At 28.1% G+C, this 21,591-nt stretch carries 18 protein-coding genes and 1 riboswitch; of the genes, 13 read left to right on the top strand and 5 right to left on the bottom strand.

Translation table 11 applies throughout. The annotated features are described in order from the left end of the window. The first annotated feature begins 16 nt into the window (after positions 1-16). The 9 genes from ACQPUY_RS07905 to ACQPUY_RS07865 all read left to right on the top strand — a co-directional run bounded on the left by ACQPUY_RS07905 (position 17) and on the right by ACQPUY_RS07865 (position 10,704). The gene (locus ACQPUY_RS07905) at positions 17-469 is read left to right on the top strand and encodes a methylglyoxal synthase (protein ID WP_430840606.1); all 453 of its coding nucleotides are present in this window, start codon (positions 17-19) and stop codon (positions 467-469) included. Between the two features lie 15 nt (positions 470-484). Next, on the top strand, positions 485-1,069 hold the full coding sequence (locus tag ACQPUY_RS07900; protein WP_430840605.1) for a TetR/AcrR family transcriptional regulator: 585 nt from the start codon (positions 485-487) through the stop codon (positions 1,067-1,069). A 690-nt stretch (positions 1,070-1,759) separates the two neighbouring features. Continuing rightward, the gene (locus ACQPUY_RS07895) at positions 1,760-3,589 is read left to right on the top strand and encodes a beta-glucoside-specific PTS transporter subunit IIABC (RefSeq protein ID WP_430840604.1); all 1,830 of its coding nucleotides are present in this window, start codon (positions 1,760-1,762) and stop codon (positions 3,587-3,589) included. A 4-nt stretch (positions 3,590-3,593) separates the two neighbouring features. Next, on the top strand, positions 3,594-5,030 hold the full coding sequence (gene ascB, locus ACQPUY_RS07890) for a 6-phospho-beta-glucosidase (RefSeq protein ID WP_430840603.1): 1,437 nt from the start codon (positions 3,594-3,596) through the stop codon (positions 5,028-5,030). Positions 5,031-5,089: 59 nt separating this feature from the next. After that, the gene (locus tag ACQPUY_RS07885; RefSeq protein WP_430840602.1) at positions 5,090-5,650 is read left to right on the top strand and encodes a DJ-1 family glyoxalase III; all 561 of its coding nucleotides are present in this window, start codon (positions 5,090-5,092) and stop codon (positions 5,648-5,650) included. A 1-nt stretch (position 5,651) separates the two neighbouring features. Continuing rightward, on the top strand, positions 5,652-6,203 hold the full coding sequence (locus tag ACQPUY_RS07880) for a DJ-1 family glyoxalase III (protein ID WP_430840601.1): 552 nt from the start codon (positions 5,652-5,654) through the stop codon (positions 6,201-6,203). Between the two features lie 19 nt (positions 6,204-6,222). Then, positions 6,223-6,996 (top strand): MurR/RpiR family transcriptional regulator, encoded by a 774-nt coding sequence (locus ACQPUY_RS07875; protein WP_430840600.1) that lies wholly within the window; start codon positions 6,223-6,225, stop codon positions 6,994-6,996. A gap of 69 nt (positions 6,997-7,065) precedes the next feature. Further along, positions 7,066-7,767 carry a YoaK family protein gene (locus ACQPUY_RS07870; protein ID WP_430840599.1) on the top strand — a complete coding sequence of 234 codons (702 nt, stop codon included), beginning with the start codon at positions 7,066-7,068 and terminating at the stop codon, positions 7,765-7,767. A gap of 474 nt (positions 7,768-8,241) precedes the next feature. Next, positions 8,242-10,704, top strand: coding sequence for a YhgE/Pip family protein (locus tag ACQPUY_RS07865; protein WP_430840598.1), 2,463 nt, complete (start codon positions 8,242-8,244; stop codon positions 10,702-10,704). A gap of 90 nt (positions 10,705-10,794) precedes the next feature. Here the strand turns inward: ACQPUY_RS07865 and ACQPUY_RS07860 are convergent, their stop codons facing one another. The 4 genes from ACQPUY_RS07860 to ACQPUY_RS07845 form a co-directional block, all read right to left on the bottom strand. Beyond that, positions 10,795-12,087, bottom strand: coding sequence for an MFS transporter (locus ACQPUY_RS07860; protein WP_430840597.1), 1,293 nt, complete (start codon positions 12,085-12,087; stop codon positions 10,795-10,797). Between the two features lie 127 nt (positions 12,088-12,214). After that, positions 12,215-13,519: an ectonucleotide pyrophosphatase/phosphodiesterase gene (locus ACQPUY_RS07855; RefSeq protein WP_430840596.1), complete on the bottom strand. Its 1,305-nt coding sequence runs from the start codon at positions 13,517-13,519 to the stop codon at positions 12,215-12,217. Positions 13,520-13,852: 333 nt separating this feature from the next. Then, the gene (locus ACQPUY_RS07850; RefSeq protein ID WP_430840595.1) at positions 13,853-14,017 is read right to left on the bottom strand and encodes a hypothetical protein; all 165 of its coding nucleotides are present in this window, start codon (positions 14,015-14,017) and stop codon (positions 13,853-13,855) included. Between the two features lie 41 nt (positions 14,018-14,058). Continuing rightward, positions 14,059-14,268: a hypothetical protein gene (locus tag ACQPUY_RS07845; protein ID WP_430840594.1), complete on the bottom strand. Its 210-nt coding sequence runs from the start codon at positions 14,266-14,268 to the stop codon at positions 14,059-14,061. 226 nt (positions 14,269-14,494) lie between these two features. Here ACQPUY_RS07845 and ACQPUY_RS07840 point away from each other — a divergent pair, with 226 nt between their 5' ends. Both ACQPUY_RS07840 and mgrA read left to right on the top strand, forming a co-directional pair. Then, on the top strand, positions 14,495-15,433 hold the full coding sequence (locus tag ACQPUY_RS07840; protein WP_430840593.1) for a type I phosphomannose isomerase catalytic subunit: 939 nt from the start codon (positions 14,495-14,497) through the stop codon (positions 15,431-15,433). A 134-nt stretch (positions 15,434-15,567) separates the two neighbouring features. Then, positions 15,568-16,560: an L-glyceraldehyde 3-phosphate reductase gene (mgrA, locus tag ACQPUY_RS07835; protein WP_430840592.1), complete on the top strand. Its 993-nt coding sequence runs from the start codon at positions 15,568-15,570 to the stop codon at positions 16,558-16,560. A gap of 62 nt (positions 16,561-16,622) precedes the next feature. On the opposite strand, the gene ACQPUY_RS07830 is transcribed toward mgrA, so the two are convergent. Continuing rightward, positions 16,623-17,477 (bottom strand): AraC family transcriptional regulator, encoded by an 855-nt coding sequence (locus tag ACQPUY_RS07830; protein WP_430840591.1) that lies wholly within the window; start codon positions 17,475-17,477, stop codon positions 16,623-16,625. A gap of 275 nt (positions 17,478-17,752) precedes the next feature. Here ACQPUY_RS07830 and ACQPUY_RS07825 point away from each other — a divergent pair, with 275 nt between their 5' ends. Beyond that, complete coding sequence (locus ACQPUY_RS07825) at positions 17,753-19,495, top strand: ABC transporter ATP-binding protein (RefSeq protein ID WP_430840590.1); 1,743 nt, start codon at positions 17,753-17,755, stop codon at positions 19,493-19,495. Next, positions 19,496-21,265, top strand: a complete 1,770-nt coding sequence (locus ACQPUY_RS07820) for an ABC transporter ATP-binding protein (protein WP_430840589.1) — start codon at positions 19,496-19,498, stop codon at positions 21,263-21,265. A gap of 105 nt (positions 21,266-21,370) precedes the next feature. Continuing rightward, positions 21,371-21,488, top strand: a riboswitch (SAM riboswitch). The last annotated feature ends 103 nt before the right edge of the window (positions 21,489-21,591 follow it).

Raw genomic sequence — 21,591 nt, 5'->3', positions numbered from 1 at the left:
AATTGGGGGTAGAATTATGACAGATTATACAATGGGAGAAATAAAGAAAATAGCCCTTATTGCCCATGATAATAGAAAAGAAGCTCTAATTAGCTGGGCATATGATAATAAGGAAGAGTTAAAGAAACATAGGCTTTGTGGTACAGGAACTACAGCAAAACTTATTAATGAAAAAACTGGGTTAAAAGTAGAAGGCTTTAAAAGTGGTCCTATGGGTGGGGATCAGCAGATAGGTGCTGCTATAGTAAATGGAGATATAGATATAATGGTGTTTTTTTGGGACCCGTTAACATCTCAGCCTCATGATCCAGATGTAAAGGCATTACTTAGAATAGCTGTATTATATGATGTAGTAGTTGCTATGAGTAAGTCAACAGCAGATTTTCTTTTAAACTCCATAAAATTTAAAGAAGTATATGATAGAAATGTTATAGATTATTATAATCGTATCCGAAAGGATAATTTCTAAGAAGGTGGAGATTTAATGAACAAAACTAAACGGGCTATTTTTGAATCAGCTATAAAGGTTTTTTCAAATAGTGGTTATACTGGGGCAACTATGGATGAAGTAGTGTCAAGAGCTGGAGTAGCAAAGGGAAGCTTATATTATCACTTTAAAAGTAAGGAAGAACTTTTCGTATTTATTATTAAGGAAGGTGTAAACCTTATTCATGAAGAAGTTAATAAAGCAACGAAGGGTATGGATAATCCTTATGAAATCATAAAGGAATCAGTTAAAGTAATGCTTAAATATGTTTATGAAAATAAGGATTTATTTAAGGTGATAATCAGTCAACTTTGGGGTACTGAAGATAGAAATGATATGTTAAGAGATGAAATAAAAACCCTTATAGATAAAAGTACTGCTAAGTTTAAAGACGGTATAAGTGCAGGCTTCATAGAAAATGAAGATCCTGAATTATTAAGTTATAGTTTATTAGGAGTATTAGTATCAGCAGCCCTTTATGAAATAATTAATGAAGAAGAGTATGATCATGATGAAGTAGCCGAAAAGTTTATGAAGTATTTTGAATATGGAATAAATACTAGGGAAATTAAAAATGAATAGTAAAGAATATAAAATTAAGGAAAAAACTGCTTTGGGAGTTTTTACTTTAATTTTAGATAAAGATCTGTTTTAATAGCTCTTCAGAGTGTTGACCTTGTCGACACTCTTTTGTTTTGGTCTTATGTCAATATTTTGGAGACAAAAAGGGGACAGTAGATAGATTTATTTTTACACAAATATATCTACTGTCCCTAGAAGAATGTAGCTTTTTTGAATAAAGGTTATAATATTAATATTATAGGAAAATAAAAGAATATATAGCTAATCAATTGTAGAAGGATAAATTATCAGAGGAACTTGCAATGGAATTTTAGAAAAGTTTAAGGATAATAAATAGAAGGAATACAAGAACCAAAGTATGGTACGTATTTAGATCATTCTAGTAATAAATGGTTACGGTAGAAAATAAAACAATAAATTAGGCTGTTAAGGCGATGATTAGTAATAATATTCTTAAAGAAAAATATGGATTATGGTAATAAATTCATCATTTTGTTAAATAATTTAGTTGTAAAATATAGACTATCTTTTAAGTGGTAATAAAATATTTCTTAAAAATAAAAATATTTCTTAAAAATAAAAATATTTCTTAATATAGGAAATTGATTGAAAGCGTATGTAAACCTTTTATATAATTAATATAGATTGTTAGTCCGGAAAATAATCAAATTTTTTAATTAGGAGGACATTATGAAAAATAGAGATATTGCAATAAAAATTCTTGATCAGATAGGTGAAAATAATATTACTTATTTAACTCACTGTGCAACAAGGTTAAGATTTAATGTTAAAGATGAAAATATAATAAATTTAAGTGTATTAAGTGAAATTGAAGGAGTTATTACATCACAATTTAAAAATGGACAATTGCAAGTTGTCATTGGAGCAAAAGTAGAAGGGGTTTTCGATGAACTTATATCAATGATTAAGTTAGAAAATGATACGAAAGTAGAAAGAAGTAATAAAAAGAAAGGCGTAGTTTCTAATGTTGTAGAAACTATAGCAGGATGCTTCAGTCCAGTTATTCCAGTATTAATAGGATGTGGAATGATCAAATCAGTCCTATCAATTTTAACAACTTTAAATCTTATTACATCTAAAAGTGGAGAATATCAAATTTTAAGTATGATTGGAGATTTATTGTTCTATTTTTTCCCGTTCTTTTTAGCGATAAGTGCAGCAAAGAAATTTAAAACTAATGAATTTCTTGCAGTAGCATTAGCAGGAGCACTTATGTATCCAACAATTCAAAATGGAGCTATAAATGCAGCGGAAAGTGGCATAAATTCATTAAGTTTTTTAGGATTACCAATTTTATTCGTAAATTATAAATCAACTATTATTCCAATTATTATTTCAGTATGGATAATGTCATACGTTTATAAATGGGTTAATAAAATTATTCCTGATACATTTAAAGTATTATTTGTTCCAATGCTAGTATTATTTATAATGATACCTTTGGAGTTAATATTAATTGGACCTTTTGGAATCTATGTTGGTAAAGGAGTTGCCCAATTTGTTACATGGTTATATGGAATAAATGGTGTTTTAGGAGCGTTTTTATTTGGAACATTCAGACCGCTACTTATTATTTTAGGAATGCATTATGCAATTACACCAATTAATACACAATTAATTGCTGAATATGGTTATTCAGTTATATCACCAGCAAACTTAACTGGAAATTTAGCACAAGCTGGAGCATGTTTAGCAGTATTTATATTATTAAAAAATAAAGTAGAGAAAAGTAATGCGTTAACAAGTGGTTTAACTGCAGTTTTTGGAATTACAGAGCCTGCAATGTTTGGTTTTAATTTAAAATATAAAAAACCTATGATATGTGCCATGGTATCAGGTGGAATAGGTGCTGCTTATATGAATATGTTTGGTGGTGGTGCTACAGCAGTTATTTTACCAGGAATTTTAGCATTACCAACATATATTGCAGATAGCTATATTCATGTAATTATTGCAGTATTAATTAGTATAATTCTTGCTTTTATATCTACATTAGTTTTAGGAATCAAAGAAGGAAATACATTGATAAAAAAGGATAAAAATTTAAATGTAATAGATAAGAAAGAAAAGATTGTACAACCTATGGAGGGAAAAGTAATTTCATTAAAGGAAGTTAATGATGAAACCTTCTCAAAAGAATTATTAGGTAAAGGATTTGCTGTTATTCCGAGTAATGGAAAATGTTTTGCTCCATTTGACGGAACAGTAAAAATGATTTTTCCTACCAAACATGCTATTGGATTAGTAAATGATAAAGGAATTGAATTATTGATACATATAGGGTTAGAAACAGTAGAATTAAACGGAAATTATTTTACTTCCCATATAAAAGAAGGTCAAAAGGTTAAAAAAGGAGATTTATTAATTGAAGTTGATATAGATAAGGTTAAAGAGCTAGGCTATGATATGACAACAGCAGTTATTGTTACTAATACAAATGAATATGAAAATATTGAACTTAAAAATACTGCTAATAGTATAGAATTATGTGTGGGGTGAGTGTATGAAGGATAATTTTCTGTGGGGAGGAGCTATAGCAGCTAATCAAGCAGAAGGGGCATATTTAGAAGATGGAAAAGGCTTATCTGTAATGGATATGGTTCCTATGTCAGAGCAAAGAGTAAAGATTAAACAAGGTAAAATATCATATAAAAATTGCAAACAAAATGATTATTTTCCTACACATAAAGCTATTGATTTTTATCATAGTTACAAGGAAGATTTAAAATTACTATCAGAAATGGGATTTAAGTGTTTTAGAACAAGTATTGCATGGACAAGGATTTATCCTACAGGAATAGAAGAAAAACCAAATGAAAGTGGATTACAGTACTATAGAGATTTATTTAAAGAATGTAAGAAATACGGTATGGAGCCATTAGTAACTATTAGCCACTTTGATGTACCAATGTATTTAGTTGAAAAGTATGGATCATGGAAAAATAGAGAAATGATTAATTTTTATTTAAAGTATGCTAAAACATTATTTGAAGAATTTAATGGATTGGTGAAATACTGGATTACATTTAATGAAATTAATGTTATTTTACATAACTCTTTTTCAGGAGCAGGACTCCTATTTAATGATGAGGAGAGTGTAGAACAAGTAAAATATCAGGCAGCACATCATGAGTTAGTAGCAAGCGCACTTGCTACTAAGCTTGCACATGAAATTAATGAGAATAATCAAGTAGGTTGTATGCTTGCTGCTGGTGATTATTATCCATACTCGTGTAATCCAGAAGATGTATTTCTAGCAATGAAAAAGAATAGAGAAAGTTACTTCTTTATAGATATTCAGTCTAATGGAGAGTATCCAAGCTATTCTAAGGGAATATTTGAAGAGAAAAATATAAAACTAGAAATTAAAGAAGAGGATTTAAATATACTTAGAGATAACACAGTTGACTTTATTTCATTAAGTTATTATACATCTAGATGTGTATCAGCAGAACAGAATAAAGAAGAAAATGAAGCTAATGTTATGAGGTCTATTAAAAATCCATTTATTAAAGCTAGTGATTGGGGATGGCAAATAGATCCATTAGGACTAAGAATAACATTAAATACATTATACGATAGATATAGAAAACCATTATTTATTGTAGAAAATGGACTTGGAGCAAAGGACATCGTTCAGAAAAATAAAATTATCAATGATGATTATCGTATACAATATTTAAAAGAACATATTCAAGCAGTAAAAGATGCTATAAAAGATGGAGTAGATGTCATGGGATATTTAACATGGGGATGTATTGATTTAGTAGCAGCTAGTACTGGTCAAATGTCAAAAAGATATGGATTTATATATGTAGATTTAGACGATTATGGAGTAGGAACTGGACAACGAATTAAGAAAAAATCTTTTGATTGGTATAAGAAGGTTATAGAGACGAATGGAGAAGATTTATGTTTATTTCCTAATTATGAAAATTAATTGATTTACTAAATAAACGATATTATTCTATAAATAACAAATAGTAGGAGGTAATAAAAATGAAGAAAGCAGCGGTTATAGTAGCACCTGGATTTGAAGAAGGTGAAACACTAACTATAGTAGATATTATTCGTAGAGCAAATTTACAATGTGATTTAGTTGGATTTGAAGAAATTGTAGAAGGAAGTCATAAAATTATTATTAAGTGTGATAAGGTATTAAATCAAGATGTTATTGATTATGATATGATTATATTACCAGGAGGATATCCAGGAGCCACAAATTTAAGAGATAATGATGATTTAATTAATATTCTAAAGAAAATGAATGAGAAGAATAAATATGTTTGTGCAATGTGTGCAGCACCAATAGTTTTAGAAAAAGCTAACTTGTTAGAAGGAAAAAAATATACAGCATATGTTGGGTATGATAAAAGAATAAAACAGGGAAATTATTTAACTGATAAAGTAGTTATAGATGACAATATTGTAACAAGTAGAGGTCCTGCAACATCATATGCTTTTGCATATAAGTTAGTTGATTTACTAGGCGGAGATTCTTTAGCTGTTAAAAAGAGAATGGTTTATTTTAATGCATTTAATGTAAAGGAGGATGAATAAAATGGCTAGAGTAGCAGTATTAATGGCAGAAGGTTATGAAGAAAGTGAAACATTGACGATTGTAGATTTATTAAGAAGAGCTGAAATTGAATGCCATACATTTAGCTTTGGAGAAGAGTTTGTTAAAGGCATGCATAATATGTATATAAAGGCAGATAAAATATTTGGAGAAGAAGTAAAAGATTATGATTTGATGATTTTACCTGGTGGAAGACCAGGAGGAGCAAATTTAAAAGAAAATCCAGATGTAATAAAAATGGTTCAATACTATAATGAAAATAATAAGTACTTAGCAGCAATGTGTTCAGGAACAGTTGTATTATCTGATGCGAATGTTATCGAAGGTAAAAAAGTAACAGGATATACAGGGTATGCTGATAAATTAGTTGGCGGAATTTTTTTAGAAGATGTTGTAGTTTTTGATCAAAATATTATTACAAGCCAAGGTCCAGCAACACCATATCCATTTGCATTTAAAATTGCTGAGGTGTTAGGAAAAGATGTTAGTGAAATGAAGGAAAGATTAATGTATAATTTTGCTAATGGAAAATAGAAGAAAGTGAGTGGTTCGGATGATTTATGATAAATTACCTATAGTTTTTCTAAGTACAATAGCAAGTGAAAGAAAAGATTCAACTAATAGTCAAATAGCATCATATATATTAAATAATTTAGATAAAGTTCAAAATATGAAAATTAAAGATATGGCTCAGGAATGTAAAGTAGCTGTAAGTTCAATTTCACGTTTTTGTAAAGAAATAGGATTAAGAGATTTTGCTGAATTACGTGAGTTATTATTATCAACAGAGTTATATTTTGAAGAACTTTCTTTATCATCTTCAAAGGATGAAAGATTAAAAGATTACAGTATAAAAGTTAAAGCAAGTATTGATATGGTTGAAAACTCTATTAATATGAATGCTATTTCAAATTTATGTGATGATATTTATAAGTATAAAAGAGTTGCAGCTTTTGGTCTATTAAAGGCGGGAGCAGTTGCTTTGAACTTACAAGGAGATCTATTAATGTTAGGTAAGCAAGTATATACTAATATTTCATATACAGAGCAGATTCAATATATTATGAATTCAAATGAAGATGATCTTATTATTATATTTTCCTATACAGGATCTTATTTTGATTATCAAAATTTGAGAGGATTAAAAAATAAGATTAATTTACCTGAAATTTGGTTTATATCAAGTGATGAAAAAAATTATCCTTCATTTATAAATAATCTTATTACATTTGAATCTTTACAAGATCAAACAAGTCATCCTTATCAATTACAGTTTATATCGGGATTAATAGCACAAGAATATTCAAAGAAACACAAGTTTATTTAGCTTGTGTTTTTAATTTGTTTAATTTAGGAAATCTATGGATATATTATAAATGAATTAAGGGGTGGCATGATGGAAAGAGAAAAGGTAAATAATAAAATGTCTGAATCATTTATATTAGCTATTTTATTAGCTATGGTAGGTGGTTTTTTAGATGCTTATACATATTGTTGCAGAGATAAAGTATTTGCTAATGCTCAGACTGGCAATATTGTAAGAGTTGGAATAACATTAGCTAATGGTGAGTATATGAAAACATTTCGATATTTTATTCCTATTATTGCATTTTCACTTGGTGTTTTAATTACTATGTATATAAGAGATAATAACAACACACATCTTCATTGGCGGCAAGTTATTTTATTATTTGAAGCAATTATTATAATTATAGTAAGTTTAATGCCGATTCAAACTTATTTAAATATTGTATCTAATATTATGATTTCTTTTTTATGTGCAATGCAAGCGGAAAGTTTTAAAAAAGTTTTAGGAAAACCATTTTCTTCAACAATGTGTACTGGTAACTTACGAAGAGGTACAGAATATTTGTATAATGTCTTAAAAAATAATGATATAAGAGTATTCAAAAATGTAAAATATTATTTTTTGATTATTATTTCCTTTATTTTAGGTGCAGTTTTAGGGAGGATAAGTTCAAACTACTTTTTTGAAAAAGCAATATTATTAACATTAATTCCTTTATTTTATTCTATATTTATTATGATAAATAGTTCTAAAAAAATCAAAAATAGTGTTGAGTATAATGGTAAGTAAAATTTACAAAAAAATTGGATTGCTGTATTTTAATGTATTATAAATGGGGAGATGTACAAATTTAGATGTTGTATTTTATATTAAAATAGTATTTTGAGGGGATATTTTATCAATAAATAATACTACGAATGTATAAGTGATAGTAAAAAAATATAATTATACCATAAGTATATAAAAGATAAAAAGGAAAATATAAGTAAGGATATTTATAGAGAAATAAGTGTTATATGACGGAAAGTTAGAGCGTGCGACGGAACAAGGAATATAATACTTATCTCTTCTTATTTAAAAAAATTTAACTTTGAAAAAGTTTATTAATATAAACGTAAAATTATCCTTTTAATAATTGAAAATGATTACTATAGAAAATATGAGAATCTTTCAGAAAATATATTGACTAGTCAGTATAAAAGTAGTATAAATATATCAAGATAACTGACTAATCAGTACAAAAATTTAATAGAAGGTGATTTAATGAATTTCCTAAAAATTGCAAAGGAAGATATTAAATGTATTCTTAAAAATAGGTTCATACGAGTGTCAATTGTTGCAATTATAGTAGTTCCTCTTTTATACTCGTTACTGTATTTGTATGCCTTTTGGGATCCTTACTCAAAATTGGAAGATATTCATGTAGCAGTAGTAAATAATGATAAAGGTACTGTTATGGATGGGGAAAAAGTAAACTATGGTAAGGATATTGAAGATGAACTTAGGGATAACAATGAGATAGGTTGGAAAATTACTTCTGAAGAAGAAGCTAATGCTGGCTTAGAGGGAAAAGAATATTATGCAAAAGTTGTTATACCAGAAGACTTTTCATCAAAGGTAATATCAGCAAAGGATGGGAAGCCTGAACTTGCAAAAATTGATTTTGTTACTAACGATAAAAAAAATTTCTTAGCAGCACAAATTAACTCAAAGGTTGAATCTGAACTTAAAGGAAAGATTAACGCAACAGTTTCTGGTAATTATATTGAAGTAGCCTTTGATAGTTTATATGAAGCTAAGGATGGATTAACTCAAGCAGCTGATGGAAGCAAGCAACTTTATGATGGACTAAGTACCTTAAATGACAAGGTTCCAGAATTAGTAGATGGTGCTAATCAATTAAGTGATGGTTCATCACAATTAGTAGATGGACAAGTAGCTTTAAATAGTGGAATAAATGAAGCTGCTAGTGGTTCGCAAGCTTTAAATAATGGTCTTGGACAATTATATGGAAAAGTTCCAACTTTAAGTAATGGAGTAAGTGCATTATCTAAAGGAACTTCAGATATAAAGAATGCCATTTCTACAGCGAACTCAGGTTCAAAGCAAATAGCAGATGGAAGTAAAGCTCTATATGATGCATATACTTCAACTATTTATCCTTCTGTTGGACAGTTAAAAGATGGAGCAAACCAATTAAATAGTGCTCTAAATGCTGGACAAAGTAATATAGAAGCATTAAGTGAAGGTGCTAATAAAATTGCTACCAATTCAGATGCTCTATCAGCAGAATATAATGAAATTTACAATGGAATAAATACTTTAGTATCAGGAGTATCAGATTCTTCTAGTGCAAATGCTAAAGTTATGGCATTATTAAGTAAAGCAGCAAACGAATCAGATTTTGATGTAAAGAATAATTTAATTAACCAAGCATTACAAATAACACAAGTAGTTAATCAAAATGCTCAAGCTAGTGCTCCAAAGGTTCAAAAATTATTAGAAGGTAACAATAATTTTAAAGCTGGATTTGATGAATATGCAAAGGGATCAAAAGCTTTAGTAAATGGTACAACTTCTTTAATTTCTAGTGTTGGAGATGTTCAAAATGGAGTTGCACAATTAAATACTGGATTAAATCAATTATATGCTGGATTAGATACTTCAACTAGTGAATTTGGAGTTGGATTAAAAACTATTGCTGATAGTACAGCTAGTTTAAGTAATGGATTAAGTGCTATAGATACAGGTGCTAGTCAATTAAATTCTGGAGTTAATGATTTGAATTCTAATATTCCAACATTAGTATCAGGAATAACTGATTTATATAATGGATCAAGTGCCCTAGCAAATGGTACTGGCGAGCTATCAAGTGGTTCAAGTAAGTTAGTTGATGGACAACAACAATTAAATTCAGGTATTACTGAATTAACATCAGCAGTTCCAGAATTAACTGATGGAGTTAATAAGCTTTATGATGGTAGCAAAGAATTAAGTGATAAACTAGCAGAAGGTGCAGATAAACTAAAAGATGGTTTAGTTAACTCAGCAAAAGACATGGGTGAATTTGCATCACAAGCAGTTGATATGAATGCAGAAGCAATAAATAAGATTCCAAACTATGGTACTGGATTTGCACCATACTTTATACCATTATCATTGTGGATTGGTGCAATAATGATGTTCTTCGTAATTCCTTCTAAGTTAAAGGATGAAGAAAATCTATCTAAGTTTGATAGGGTAGCTGGAAAATACTTATCTTATGCCTTCGTAGGAATCTTACAAGCAATCCTAGTAAGTATTGTAGTATTGATTCTAGGCTTAAAAGCAACTAATGTAGGTGTGTATTTTTTAACTAATATTTTCTTATCATTAGTATTTGTAGCAGTAGTTCAATGTTTAATATCTCTATTTGGAGATGCAGGAAGATTACTTGCAATAATATTACTAATACTTCAACTTACAGCTTGTGCAGGTACCTTCCCATTAGAAGTAGTACCTACATTCTTTAAGGTATTAAATCCATTTATGCCTTTCACATATGCAGTACAAGCATTAAGAGAAGTTATATCAGCAGATGTTATAAATTACAGTATAATAGGAAAAGATTTCTTAATCTTAGGATTAATATTAGTAGTATTCTTCGCTATTTCAGTTTTATTAAAGAATGTTGGAGAAAAAATAACTTCAACAATTGAGGGTAGAAAGAGTGACGTAGCTTTATAACATTTCTATTAATATAAATAAAGAGCTAACTAAAACATTAATTTGTTTAGTTAGCTCTTTTCTTATATATTATATTTATTGGGGATTACATTATGATAGGGTATTTTCTATTTTATTATTCTTAGATTTAGATGATTTTGCATCATTATCTTCAACTTTTGATAGGCATATAAATCCTACAACAAATAAAAGTATTAAACTTAAAATACCATTTCTAGTCTGTCCAGTTGCTTGAGTAATTATAGCAACAAGTAGTGGACCCATAATAGCTGCAAATTTTCCAAATATATTATAGAAACCAAAGAATTCATTTGCATGTTCCTTAGGTACCATTTTACCGAAAAAGGCTCTAGAAATTGCTTGAATACCACCTTGAGCAGAACCAACTGCCATAGCTAAAATCCAAAAATCTACTGTAGTTTTTATAAAATATCCATAAATACAGATTATAGTATAAGTAAGTATTCCAATATAAAGTAACTTTTTACCACCAATTTTTTCTGATAGCTTGCCATATAATATTGTAAATGGGAATGCTACAAACTGTGTTAGCAATAAAATAATTAATAATGATATCATAGAAATTCCTAGGTCAGTTCCATAAGAGGAAGCCATACCAATAATAGTGTCTACACCATCTATATAGAAGAAGTATGCTATTAAAAATAAGAAAATATTTTTATGACTCTTAATTTGTTTTAATGTAGAAAATAATCTTTTAAATGATTTCTGTACAGGATTTTTTTCAGGTTGAATATAATAGATTTGATTAACATTCTTAAGTATTGGTATTGTGAATATTAACCACCAAACTGATGTAATTAAAAATGTTATTTTACATGCAAGGGGAAGAGTAATAGGTAATATCTCCATTTGAGTAAGTAAGACAACTGCTATTGAAATCATAAATGGAATAGTACTTCCAATATATCCAAGAGCAAAGCCATAGGAAGAAACCTTATCCATTCTTTCTTTAGTAGATACATCTACTAAAAATGCATCATAGAAAATATTGGTTCCAGAGAAGCCAACTAAGGTAAAGCCATAGCATATTAATAATAAAATTGGATTATTCTCTGGTATAAAAGCAAGGAGCGTAGTGAATATCACCCCTAAGCTAAAGAAGAATTTGAAAAATTTCTTTTTATTACCTCTATAATCTGCTATTGTTCCAAGGATTGGTGCAAGCAATGAGACAACCATAGTAGATAAAGAAATCGTATATCCCCAAAGGGCAGTTGAGTTAGAGGAAGACATTCCTCCAGCTTCTGCAACAGATTTAAAATATATTGGAAGTACAGTTGAAGTAATAGTCATTGAATAAGCAGAATTGGCCCAATCATAAAGAGCCCAACTCTTTTCCTGTTTAGTTAATATTTTCATATATTTCCTCCCATTAAGCTACATTTAAAGTAGCGAAATTAATAATGGATAATTATTAATGAAATTTGTTTCAAATTACTAAGAAAAAGTTAATTTTATATTCATTATTTTTATTATGTGAGACATATTAAATATCTAAAATTCTATCTTCAGCTTTGCCATCAACATTTCCGAGATCAACTCCTAAAATCTTTGCAAGAGTAGGACCATGATTTATTAGTTTTCCACCGTCTATTTTAACTCCCTTTTTTATTCCTTTTCCAAATGCCATAAAGAAGGTATTATAATTAGGCTTTTTAGGATAATATCCATGAGTAGCCTTAGTTCTATGAGAAATATTTCCAACCTCATTCTCATTAACTTTCTCAATAACTTTTCCTAAAGCCTCATCAATAAAGTAATAGTTTATATTACCTTCAACCATAAAACTACAATTAGGATCAGCACCTTCATTTTCAGCTTCTTTTGAGGTTAAAATAAAATCAATAGGGGACTCTTTACTATTTTTTAGATTCTCTAATATTTTTCTAACTTTCTTATATGTTTCAATATCATTTTTATCTTTTAAGTAAACATAAGAAGAACCATCACAAGTTTTTGCAACTGCTTTATAAGATGTTATTTTCCCTTTTTCATTAACTTTAAGAAGTTCATTTTCTCTGAATAAAGAATTTAATCTAATCATATAATCTCCATCTAAGGCACTATGATCACCTAAAGCTACAATGGTACTTTCTTCAAATATATTAGCTTCTTTTAAAACGTTTATAATATCACCTAATCTTGCATCGTGTCTTAATAAAGCATCATTTGCTTCTTTGCTATCATATCCATGATAATGCCTATTAGTATCAACATCTGTATAGTGAATAAGTAATAAATTAGGTTTATATTTGTTAATAGTGTATTTTACAGATTCATGTACAAAGTTATCTAATGCAGGCTGAGATAAGCCATTTCTTAAATGTCCAAATCTTTTATTTAAATCTAATTGATATTTAATGCTGCCAGATAAAGCAGACATAACTATTTGATTTTGCCAATGTTTTGGAGCAAAAATTTCAGTCAAGTTGTAATTAATGTTGCTGCGTCCAGTTACTGGCCATAATAAAGCCGCAGTAGTTAGACCTTTTTCAGATGCAAAATCATACAAAGTTTTAGTTTTTATATATTTTCGATACCAATACCAGTTAGGATTTATATCAGAAAAATTATTTAAAGTATTATTAATAATTCCATGGTTCTTAGGATACATGCCAGTCATTATAGTAGCATGAGCTGGATAAGTTAATGTTGGATAAACACTTTCAACATTAGTTATTAAGCTTCCATTATCTATCAAGTATTTAAAATTATTTAGTTCTTTTAATTTGTCAATATCTTCAGATGAAACAGCATCAAATGATATGACTATCAAATATTTTGATTTCATTTATTCTCCAATCTTTACAATGTTTATATGTATATATTTATTATACATAATAATATGTTAAAATAGAATATATATACATGTTATATTGTTGTTAAATGAAGTTAAGAGATTTTAATAATTAAGAAGTAAAAAAGTACTTCTATATAATTTTGTTTATTCAGTCGCAAGCTTCAAGTAATTGCAAAATTAATAGAAGCACTTCAGAACTAAAGGAAGGAAATTATAAAAAGTTATTCATAGGATAACATCTTTATAATTTTATAAAGAGTAAAAAGGAATTAAGCTCGCTTAATTCCTTTCTTACTTCTTAATTATGATATTTTAACACTATTTTTAATATAGTTGATTTGTTTTAGAAGTTCTAGCTACTTCATTTTTATTTGGATAACTATAAAATGAAGTAGAAATATTGCTCGAATTTATTGGAGCCGCAACATTTTTATTCTTCATTGGAATGGTTCCATCACTTCTTCTTTTCTTATTATTAGATTTAGCCATTTTTATCGCCTCCTAAAATTTTATTTAAATACGAAAAAAATTTAGTCTTCTAAATCAAGATCTGGTTGCTCAGTGTAATCAAACTCCATGTTTGAAATATTGTTTACAACTATAGCATCTTCTACAGTACTTGGTAATGGAGAAGACGGTCCTTCTATTTTTCCATGACTAATTAAAGCATGCTTTTCTGGAGCATAACCAGTCCTATCTTTAGGTAAATAATTATTTTTATTATTCTCAATATTTGACATTTAAATCCCTCCTTATAATAATATTATTTGAGATATTAAATATTTAATTCCTAGTATTATCTTCTAATAATGTGTAGAATAAAATTAAATAATAAAAATAGGATAACAATTTAGGGTAGAAAAGGTTATATGTTATATTTAATTATATATTGGAAATTAATACCGAATATATATAGTTATAGATACAGAGTATATATTTAATATTTTTACAAAAGGAGGAATATTTATGTATCCAATTAGATTTGAAAATTTATATTATGAAAAAATTTGGGGTGGAAGAGATTTTGAAACCTTTAGAGATAACATGCCTGAAGGAGAAATAGGAGAAACTTGGGATATAGCTTGCCATCCAAATGGAACAGGTGTAGTAGCTAATGGTGAATTACAAGGAATTAAATTTGATGATTTAATAAATAAATTTGGAAATGCTTTAGTAGGAAATAAAGTAACTTTAGAAAAATTTCCATTACTTATTAAATTAATTAACTCAAAAGAAAAATTATCAGTTCAAGTTCATCCAGGAGATGAATATGCAGCAAAGTATGAAGGAGATTATGGTAAAACGGAAGCTTGGTATGTTATGGATGCAAAGCCAGGTGCTTCTTTAATAGTTGGAACAAAAGATTGCACTAAAGAAGAATTTGAAGAGGCAATAAAAAATAATAAAGTTGAAGAATTTTTAAATAAAATAGAAGTTAAAAAAGGAGATTGTTTCTTAATAAATAGTGGGTTAGTCCATGCTATTTGTGAAGGAGTTATAATTGCAGAAATACAACAAAATAGTGATGTAACTTATAGAGTTTATGATTATGGAAGACCAAGAGAAATTCATGTTGAAAAAGCTTTGGATGTTATAAATTTTAATCTTCAATGTGAAAACTTAAATAAAAAAGAAGAAACTAAATATGATGGTTATTCTCAAAGTCTACTTTGCAAGAATGAATATTTTGGAATAGAAAAGATATCTATATCTAAGGAATATAGTGATGCTAGTGATAGAGATAAGTTTGATATGTATACATGTGTTGAAGGAGAAGGGATCATTGAAGGAAGTAATTTTTCAGAAACTATTAAAATGGGAGATAGCTTCTTAATTCCAGCAACATTAGGTGAATATAAGATAGTAGGAAATATAAAAGTGTTAAAGAGTTATCCAGTAGTTTAATATATAAATGGGCTGCCTTACGGTAGCTTAATTTAAAATTAATAATGTAGGATTATCAACTTATATTTATAGAATTACTAAAAATTTGACTTTAAAGAGGAAAATAATCAAATTTAAGAAGGGAATGGGATAATATGAGTAATGTAAAAGAAGAAAGATATGAGAAAATGAAGTATTTAAAATGTGGTAATAGTGGAGTATATCTTCCTAGAGTTGCATTAGGTTTATGGCATAACTTTGGTTCTGTAGATCCAATTGAAAATCAGAAGACTATAATTTTGGAAGCTTTTAATAATGGGATAACTCATTTTGATTTAGCTAATAACTATGGACCTACTTATGGATCTGCTGAAGAAAATTTTGGAAGAATATTAAATGACAACTTAAAAGCTTATAGAGATGAGATGATTATTTCTACTAAGGCTGGATATGATATGTGGCCAGGACCTTATGGAAATGGTGGCTCTAGAAAATACTTAATGGCAAGCCTAGATCAAAGTTTAAAAAGAATGGGACTAGATTATGTAGATATTTTTTATCATCATAGACCAGATCCAGATACACCATTAGAAGAAACTATGGGAGCTTTAACAGATATAGTTAAACAAGGAAAGGCCTTATATATAGGTTTATCAAATTATCATCCAAAAGAATTAAAAGAAGCATCAAAAATTTTAAAGGCAAATGGGACACCATGTCTAATTCATCAATTCAGGTATAGTATGTTTAGTCGTTGGAGCGAAGAAGAAGGCTTACATCAGGTTCATAAAGATGAAGGAATAGGTTCAATAGCTTTTTCACCATTAGCACAAGGAATGTTAACAAATAAATACCTTTATGGAATTCCTGAGGATTCAAGAGCTAAGAAGGCAAGCAGTCGATTCTTACATGAAGAAGATATAACAGAAGAAAAGTTAAGCATAATTAGAAAATTAAATGAAATAGCAGACAGAAGAGGACAAACTCTTGCAGAAATGGCTTTATCTTGGGTTTTGAGAAAGGATGCTGTTACCACAGTTTTAATTGGTGCAAGTAAAGCAAGTCAAATTTTAGATAATGTTAAAATAATAGATAATTTAAGTTTTTCAGATGAAGAACTAAAGAAAATAGATGAAATATTAGCTTAGGTTATAAAATACAATTTACCCCAGGGGAGTAATGCTATCCTCTGGGGTTTAAATTTATGCATCTATCCAGCTTTTCTAGATTTATTTGGAGAAATTCCATAATACTTTTTATAAAGCTTACTGAAATAGTAGGGATCATCATATCCAACCATTTTGGATATAGTCTTTATAGAGAGTTTAGAATTTTCCAATAATTCTTTGGATTTTGATAGTCTAATTTGTATTAAATAATTTATAGGAGAATCTCCCATAACCTCTTTAAATATCTTAGATATATAAACAGGGCTCAAGTACATATTTTTTGATAATGTGTACAATGATATGTCTTGGACATAATTTTCATTTAAGTACTTTCTGATATCTTCAACTAAATCTTTTTTCTCACGAGACTTAAAAGAAAATTCATGAGAATCTATATTATGAGTTTCTTCATTAATTTCCCTGTGTAATAGGACTAATAATTTCATTATAAGTGATTTTAACATAAAGGGAGAAGTTTGATTATAATCTTTTTGCTCATCAACTATTTCTGAGCAAATTTTAAGAATATCATTTTTATATTTATTAAAAGTTAATACATTCTTATCTCCGATATCAATATAATCTTTTTTAGAATTACTAAATAAATTTAAATTAGTTAATCCAATATGAAGTTCTCTACATCTAGTTTTAGAATCAAAAAGTTCTTTATGATATATTCCAGGGTTAGAAATTAAAACTTGTCCTTTTTTCAAAGTATATTTTTCACCTTCAATTAAATAATCTACCGATCCAGAAGTTATAAAAGAAAGTTCAATAAAGTCATTATGACAGTGATAATTAGTTTTTGGAACAGGAATTTCAGGTGAACAACATCCATCCATTACAAAAAGGATTTGGGGATTATAATTGTCTATACTTGTGTATATTTTACTCATATCCACATCTCCATAAATATTACTTTTATTTTCTAGGAAATTATAAAAATATTACCATGTGAATAACTTTTTATAATTTCCATCATTCAGCTTTGAAGTGCATCTATTAATTTTGCGATGACTTGGAGCGTAGCGACGGAATAAGCAAAATTATATAGTTGCACTTTTTTATTAGTATAATAATATACATTTAAAGTTTAATATAATACATTTTTATTTTCAATATCTTCTTTATAATCATATTTAGAAACAAATAAGATAAGGAGAGGGTAAATATGGATAGCCTAAAATGGATATTTAGTTATTTAAAGAAATATAAGTTTAAATACTGTTTTGCATTATTTTTAGTATTATGTACATCAGCAATTAATATGGTAAATCCATTTATTACAGGTAACATTATTGATAAGGTTTTTGGGAATGGTGAGACATCATTACTTATTCCACTTGTTTCAATTATGATATCTGTTGTAGTTGTTAAAGGTATTATAACTTATATTTATCAAATGATATTAGAGAAAATTTCACAAGATGTTCTATTTAAAATAAGGACAGATTTATATGACAAGCTATTAAATTTGGATGTTAATTTTTATAGTAAGGTTAAAACAGGGGATCTTATGGCTAGAATGACAGGAGATACTGATGCTATAAGACATTTTGTGGCTTGGGTTGTTTATAATATTTTATCATCAATAACAACTTTTACTTTTGCAATTATATCAATGATGTATGTAAATTATATTCTAACTATATTTATGTTACTTATTGCACCTATAATTGGATTTTTAACTTATAAGATGAGTAAGGAAATTTCTCCAACATTTCATAATATAAGAGAAGCTTATTCAAGATTAAATTCAGTTGTTCAAGAAAATATAAGTGGTAATAGAGTTGTAAGGGCCTTTGGTAGAGAAGATTTTGAAGTGAATAAATTTACTGATGAAAATGAAAATTATAAAGAGAGGAATCTAGATACAATTAAAGTTACTAAAAAGTATATTCCTAAGCTTGAGTTTTTATCTAATAGTCTTTCTGTAGTTATGATATTAGTTGGAGGAATTTTAGTAGCACTAGATAAGATTACTTTTGGAGAACTTGTTATTTTTAATAGTTTATTATGGGCATTAAATAACCCTATGAGAATGTGTGGATATTTAATAAATGATGCTCAAAGATTTATTGCATCATCTGCAAAAATTATAGATTTGTTAAATACAGAAAGCAATATAAAAAATAAGGAAAGCGTAATTAATGTTAATAAGTTTAAGGGAAATATTGAATTTAAAAATGTAAGTCTCGATTTAGATGGAAGAAGGGTTATTAATAATATTTCCTTTAAGGTTAACTCTGGTGAAACAATTGGATTAGTAGGACATACTGGTTCAGGAAAATCTCTTATAATAAATTTGCTTTCAAGATTTTATGATGCTACAGAAGGTAATATTTATATAGATGGTGTAAATATAAAGGATATAGATTTAGAAGTATTAAGAGGAAATATAGCAACAGCTATGCAAGATATATTCCTATTTTCAGATACGGTTAGAGATAATATAGCCTTTAGTAATCCAAGGGCAAGTTTTCCTGAAATAAAGAGAGTTTCTAAAAAAGCTCAGGCTCATGGATTTATTAAAAGGTTAGATGATGGGTATGAAACTATAGTAGGTGAAAGAGGAGTAGGTCTTTCTGGGGGGCAAAAGCAAAGAGTTTCACTTGCAAGGGCAATGATGAAGAAAGCTTCAATATTTGTATTAGATGATGTAACTTCAGCAGTTGATATGGAAACAGAAAAGAAAATACAATATGAGCTTAAGAATATGAAGGAAAAGCAAACTACCTTTATAATTGCTCATAGAATTTCATCATTAAAACAAGCAGATTTAATACTTGTGCTTGATAATGGAGAAATAGTTGAAAGAGGAACTCATGAAGAGCTTGTAAAAAGAGGGGGATATTATTCAAATATCTTTTATACTCAATATGGCAATCTAGATTTAAGGATGGGGGGAGTATAAATGGCAAGAAATAAATATAATGTAGATGAAGATTTAGAAACTGGATTTAACTTAGATTATTTAAAAAGATTACTAAGTTATATGAAACCATATAAATCAAAAATAATAACTTCAGTTATATTGATGTTAATATCAAGTTCAATAGCTTTATTAGGGCCAATAATAATTAAGACTGCTTTAGATAATTATATACCAAATAAAGATATTAAAAGTTTAGTTTTAATTTCTATTATATATGTGATGATGTTTATAACAATTGCAATAATTATGAAGCATAGAATGTACACTATGGGAGAAGTAGGACATAAGATACTAGTAGATATGAGATATGATTTATTTAGAAATCTTCAATATGTTCCTTTTAATTATTATGATTCAAGACCTCATGGAAAAATATTGGTAAGAGTAGTTAATTATATTAATTCACTTAGTGATATTTTATCTAATGGATTTGTAAATTTAATTGCAGATATGGTTACTTTAGTTATGGCAATAATATTTATGTCATTCTTAAGTATAAAGCTAACATTAGTTACCTTAATAGGTATCCCTATACTTATGGTAGTAATGATGTCTATTAAAAGTGCTCAAAGAAAGGCATTCCAAAGAGTAAGCTCAAAGCAATCAAATTTAAATGCATATATTCATGAAAGTATAAATGGTATAAGAGTTACACAATCTTTTTCTAGGAAAAAAGAAAGTATGGATATATTTAAGGAGCTTTGTGCTGAGTGTAGTGACTCTTGGATGAAAGCGGTAAAACTAAACTTTTTAGTTTGGCCAAGTATAGATACTATTTCAGTAATATCTATAGCCTTAATTTATATCTTTGGAATCTTAGTCTTTAGAAGTTCAATTTCATTAGGTTTATTAACAGCATTTGTATCATATGTGTGGATATTTTGGTCGCCAATTACTAATATAGGGAACTTTTATAATACCCTAATTAATGCTATGGCTTATTTAGAAAGAATATTTGAAGCTATGGATGAAGAACCAGAGTATGATAAGAAGGATGCTATAGAATTAAAAAATGTTAAGGGTAATGTTGAATTTAAAGATGTATACTTTGAATATGAGAAGGATATTCCTATTTTAGAAGATATAAATATGAATATTAAAGCAGGAGAAAAAATAGCCTTAGTTGGTCCTACAGGAGCAGGAAAAACTACAATAGTTAATTTACTTTCAAGGTTTTATAGAATAAAATCTGGAGAAATTTTAGTAGATGGAATAGATATAAATGATGTAACACTAAAATCCTTAAGAAAAGAAATAGGTGTTATGCTTCAAGATCCATTCGTTTTCTCTGGAACAATAATGGATAATATAAGATACGGCAGATTAGATGCTACTGATGAAGAAGTAATAGACGCTGCTAAAATAGTTAGGGCAGATGATTTTATAAGAGAATTTAAAGATGGATACAACACATTTTTAAATGAACAAGGAAATGGACTTTCAGTAGGACAAAAGCAATTAATATCCTTTGCTAGAGTATTATTATCAGATCCTAAAATCTTAATTCTAGATGAGGCCACATCAAGTATAGATACTGAAACAGAGGCTCTATTACAAGAGGGGATAGAAGAACTATTAAAGGGAAGAACATCCTTTGTTATAGCTCATAGACTATCAACTATAGTTAATTCTGATAAGATAATGTTTATAGGAGAAAAGCATATCTTAGAAGAGGGAACTCATAATGATTTATTAAATAAAAAAGGACTATATTATAGTCTATATAAATCACAGTACTTAGAAATTTAATTTATAAATTTTATGCCTTTTAATACCAAAATTTAGATTAAAGTTTAAATTTTGTATTGACAGGGATGAAATGTATGTATAAAATATAGATTAAACAACAAAATATTTTTATCAAGAAAGACGGAGGGACTGGCCCTGGGAAGTCTAAGTGCTACGCACAGTTACAATGCATTATGCATTAGCACTATGTCCTGCAGGTTTTACTGCGTCTGAAAGATAAGAATGGAATATATATGTATATTACACTGCTTTCTTATTTTTTTAGAAAGCAGTTTTTTTGTACCTTTTTTTAATCTCTAAGAAATTATATTTTTAATTATTGTATA

It is taken from the genome of Clostridium nigeriense, assembly GCF_050585245.1.
GTDB lineage: Bacteria > Bacillota > Clostridia > Clostridiales > Clostridiaceae > Clostridium > Clostridium nigeriense_A.
The sequence above is the reverse complement of the archived record's forward strand: the minus strand, read 5'-3'. Positions and strand labels throughout refer to the sequence as shown.

What these genes read in the sequence shown, in the direction of transcription:
- ACQPUY_RS07905 (WP_430840606.1), top strand. Translation starts at nt 17, where the DNA reads ATGACAGATTATACAATGGGAGAAATAAAGAAAATAGCCCTTATTGCC.
- mgrA (WP_430840592.1), top strand. Translation starts at nt 15,568, where the DNA reads ATGAGTAATGTAAAAGAAGAAAGATATGAGAAAATGAAGTATTTAAAA.
- ACQPUY_RS07830 (WP_430840591.1), bottom strand. Translation starts at nt 17,477, where the DNA reads ATGAGTAAAATATACACAAGTATAGACAATTATAATCCCCAAATCCTT.
- ascB (WP_430840603.1), top strand. Translation starts at nt 3,594, where the DNA reads ATGAAGGATAATTTTCTGTGGGGAGGAGCTATAGCAGCTAATCAAGCA.
- ACQPUY_RS07825 (WP_430840590.1), top strand. Translation starts at nt 17,753, where the DNA reads ATGGATAGCCTAAAATGGATATTTAGTTATTTAAAGAAATATAAGTTT.
- ACQPUY_RS07885 (WP_430840602.1), top strand. Translation starts at nt 5,090, where the DNA reads ATGAAGAAAGCAGCGGTTATAGTAGCACCTGGATTTGAAGAAGGTGAA.
- ACQPUY_RS07870 (WP_430840599.1), top strand. Translation starts at nt 7,066, where the DNA reads ATGGAAAGAGAAAAGGTAAATAATAAAATGTCTGAATCATTTATATTA.
- ACQPUY_RS07895 (WP_430840604.1), top strand. Translation starts at nt 1,760, where the DNA reads ATGAAAAATAGAGATATTGCAATAAAAATTCTTGATCAGATAGGTGAA.
- ACQPUY_RS07875 (WP_430840600.1), top strand. Translation starts at nt 6,223, where the DNA reads ATGATTTATGATAAATTACCTATAGTTTTTCTAAGTACAATAGCAAGT.
- ACQPUY_RS07840 (WP_430840593.1), top strand. Translation starts at nt 14,495, where the DNA reads ATGTATCCAATTAGATTTGAAAATTTATATTATGAAAAAATTTGGGGT.
- ACQPUY_RS07860 (WP_430840597.1), bottom strand. Translation starts at nt 12,087, where the DNA reads ATGAAAATATTAACTAAACAGGAAAAGAGTTGGGCTCTTTATGATTGG.
- ACQPUY_RS07865 (WP_430840598.1), top strand. Translation starts at nt 8,242, where the DNA reads ATGAATTTCCTAAAAATTGCAAAGGAAGATATTAAATGTATTCTTAAA.
- ACQPUY_RS07850 (WP_430840595.1), bottom strand. Translation starts at nt 14,017, where the DNA reads ATGGCTAAATCTAATAATAAGAAAAGAAGAAGTGATGGAACCATTCCA.
- ACQPUY_RS07880 (WP_430840601.1), top strand. Translation starts at nt 5,652, where the DNA reads ATGGCTAGAGTAGCAGTATTAATGGCAGAAGGTTATGAAGAAAGTGAA.
- ACQPUY_RS07820 (WP_430840589.1), top strand. Translation starts at nt 19,496, where the DNA reads ATGGCAAGAAATAAATATAATGTAGATGAAGATTTAGAAACTGGATTT.
- ACQPUY_RS07900 (WP_430840605.1), top strand. Translation starts at nt 485, where the DNA reads ATGAACAAAACTAAACGGGCTATTTTTGAATCAGCTATAAAGGTTTTT.
- ACQPUY_RS07845 (WP_430840594.1), bottom strand. Translation starts at nt 14,268, where the DNA reads ATGTCAAATATTGAGAATAATAAAAATAATTATTTACCTAAAGATAGG.
- ACQPUY_RS07855 (WP_430840596.1), bottom strand. Translation starts at nt 13,519, where the DNA reads ATGAAATCAAAATATTTGATAGTCATATCATTTGATGCTGTTTCATCT.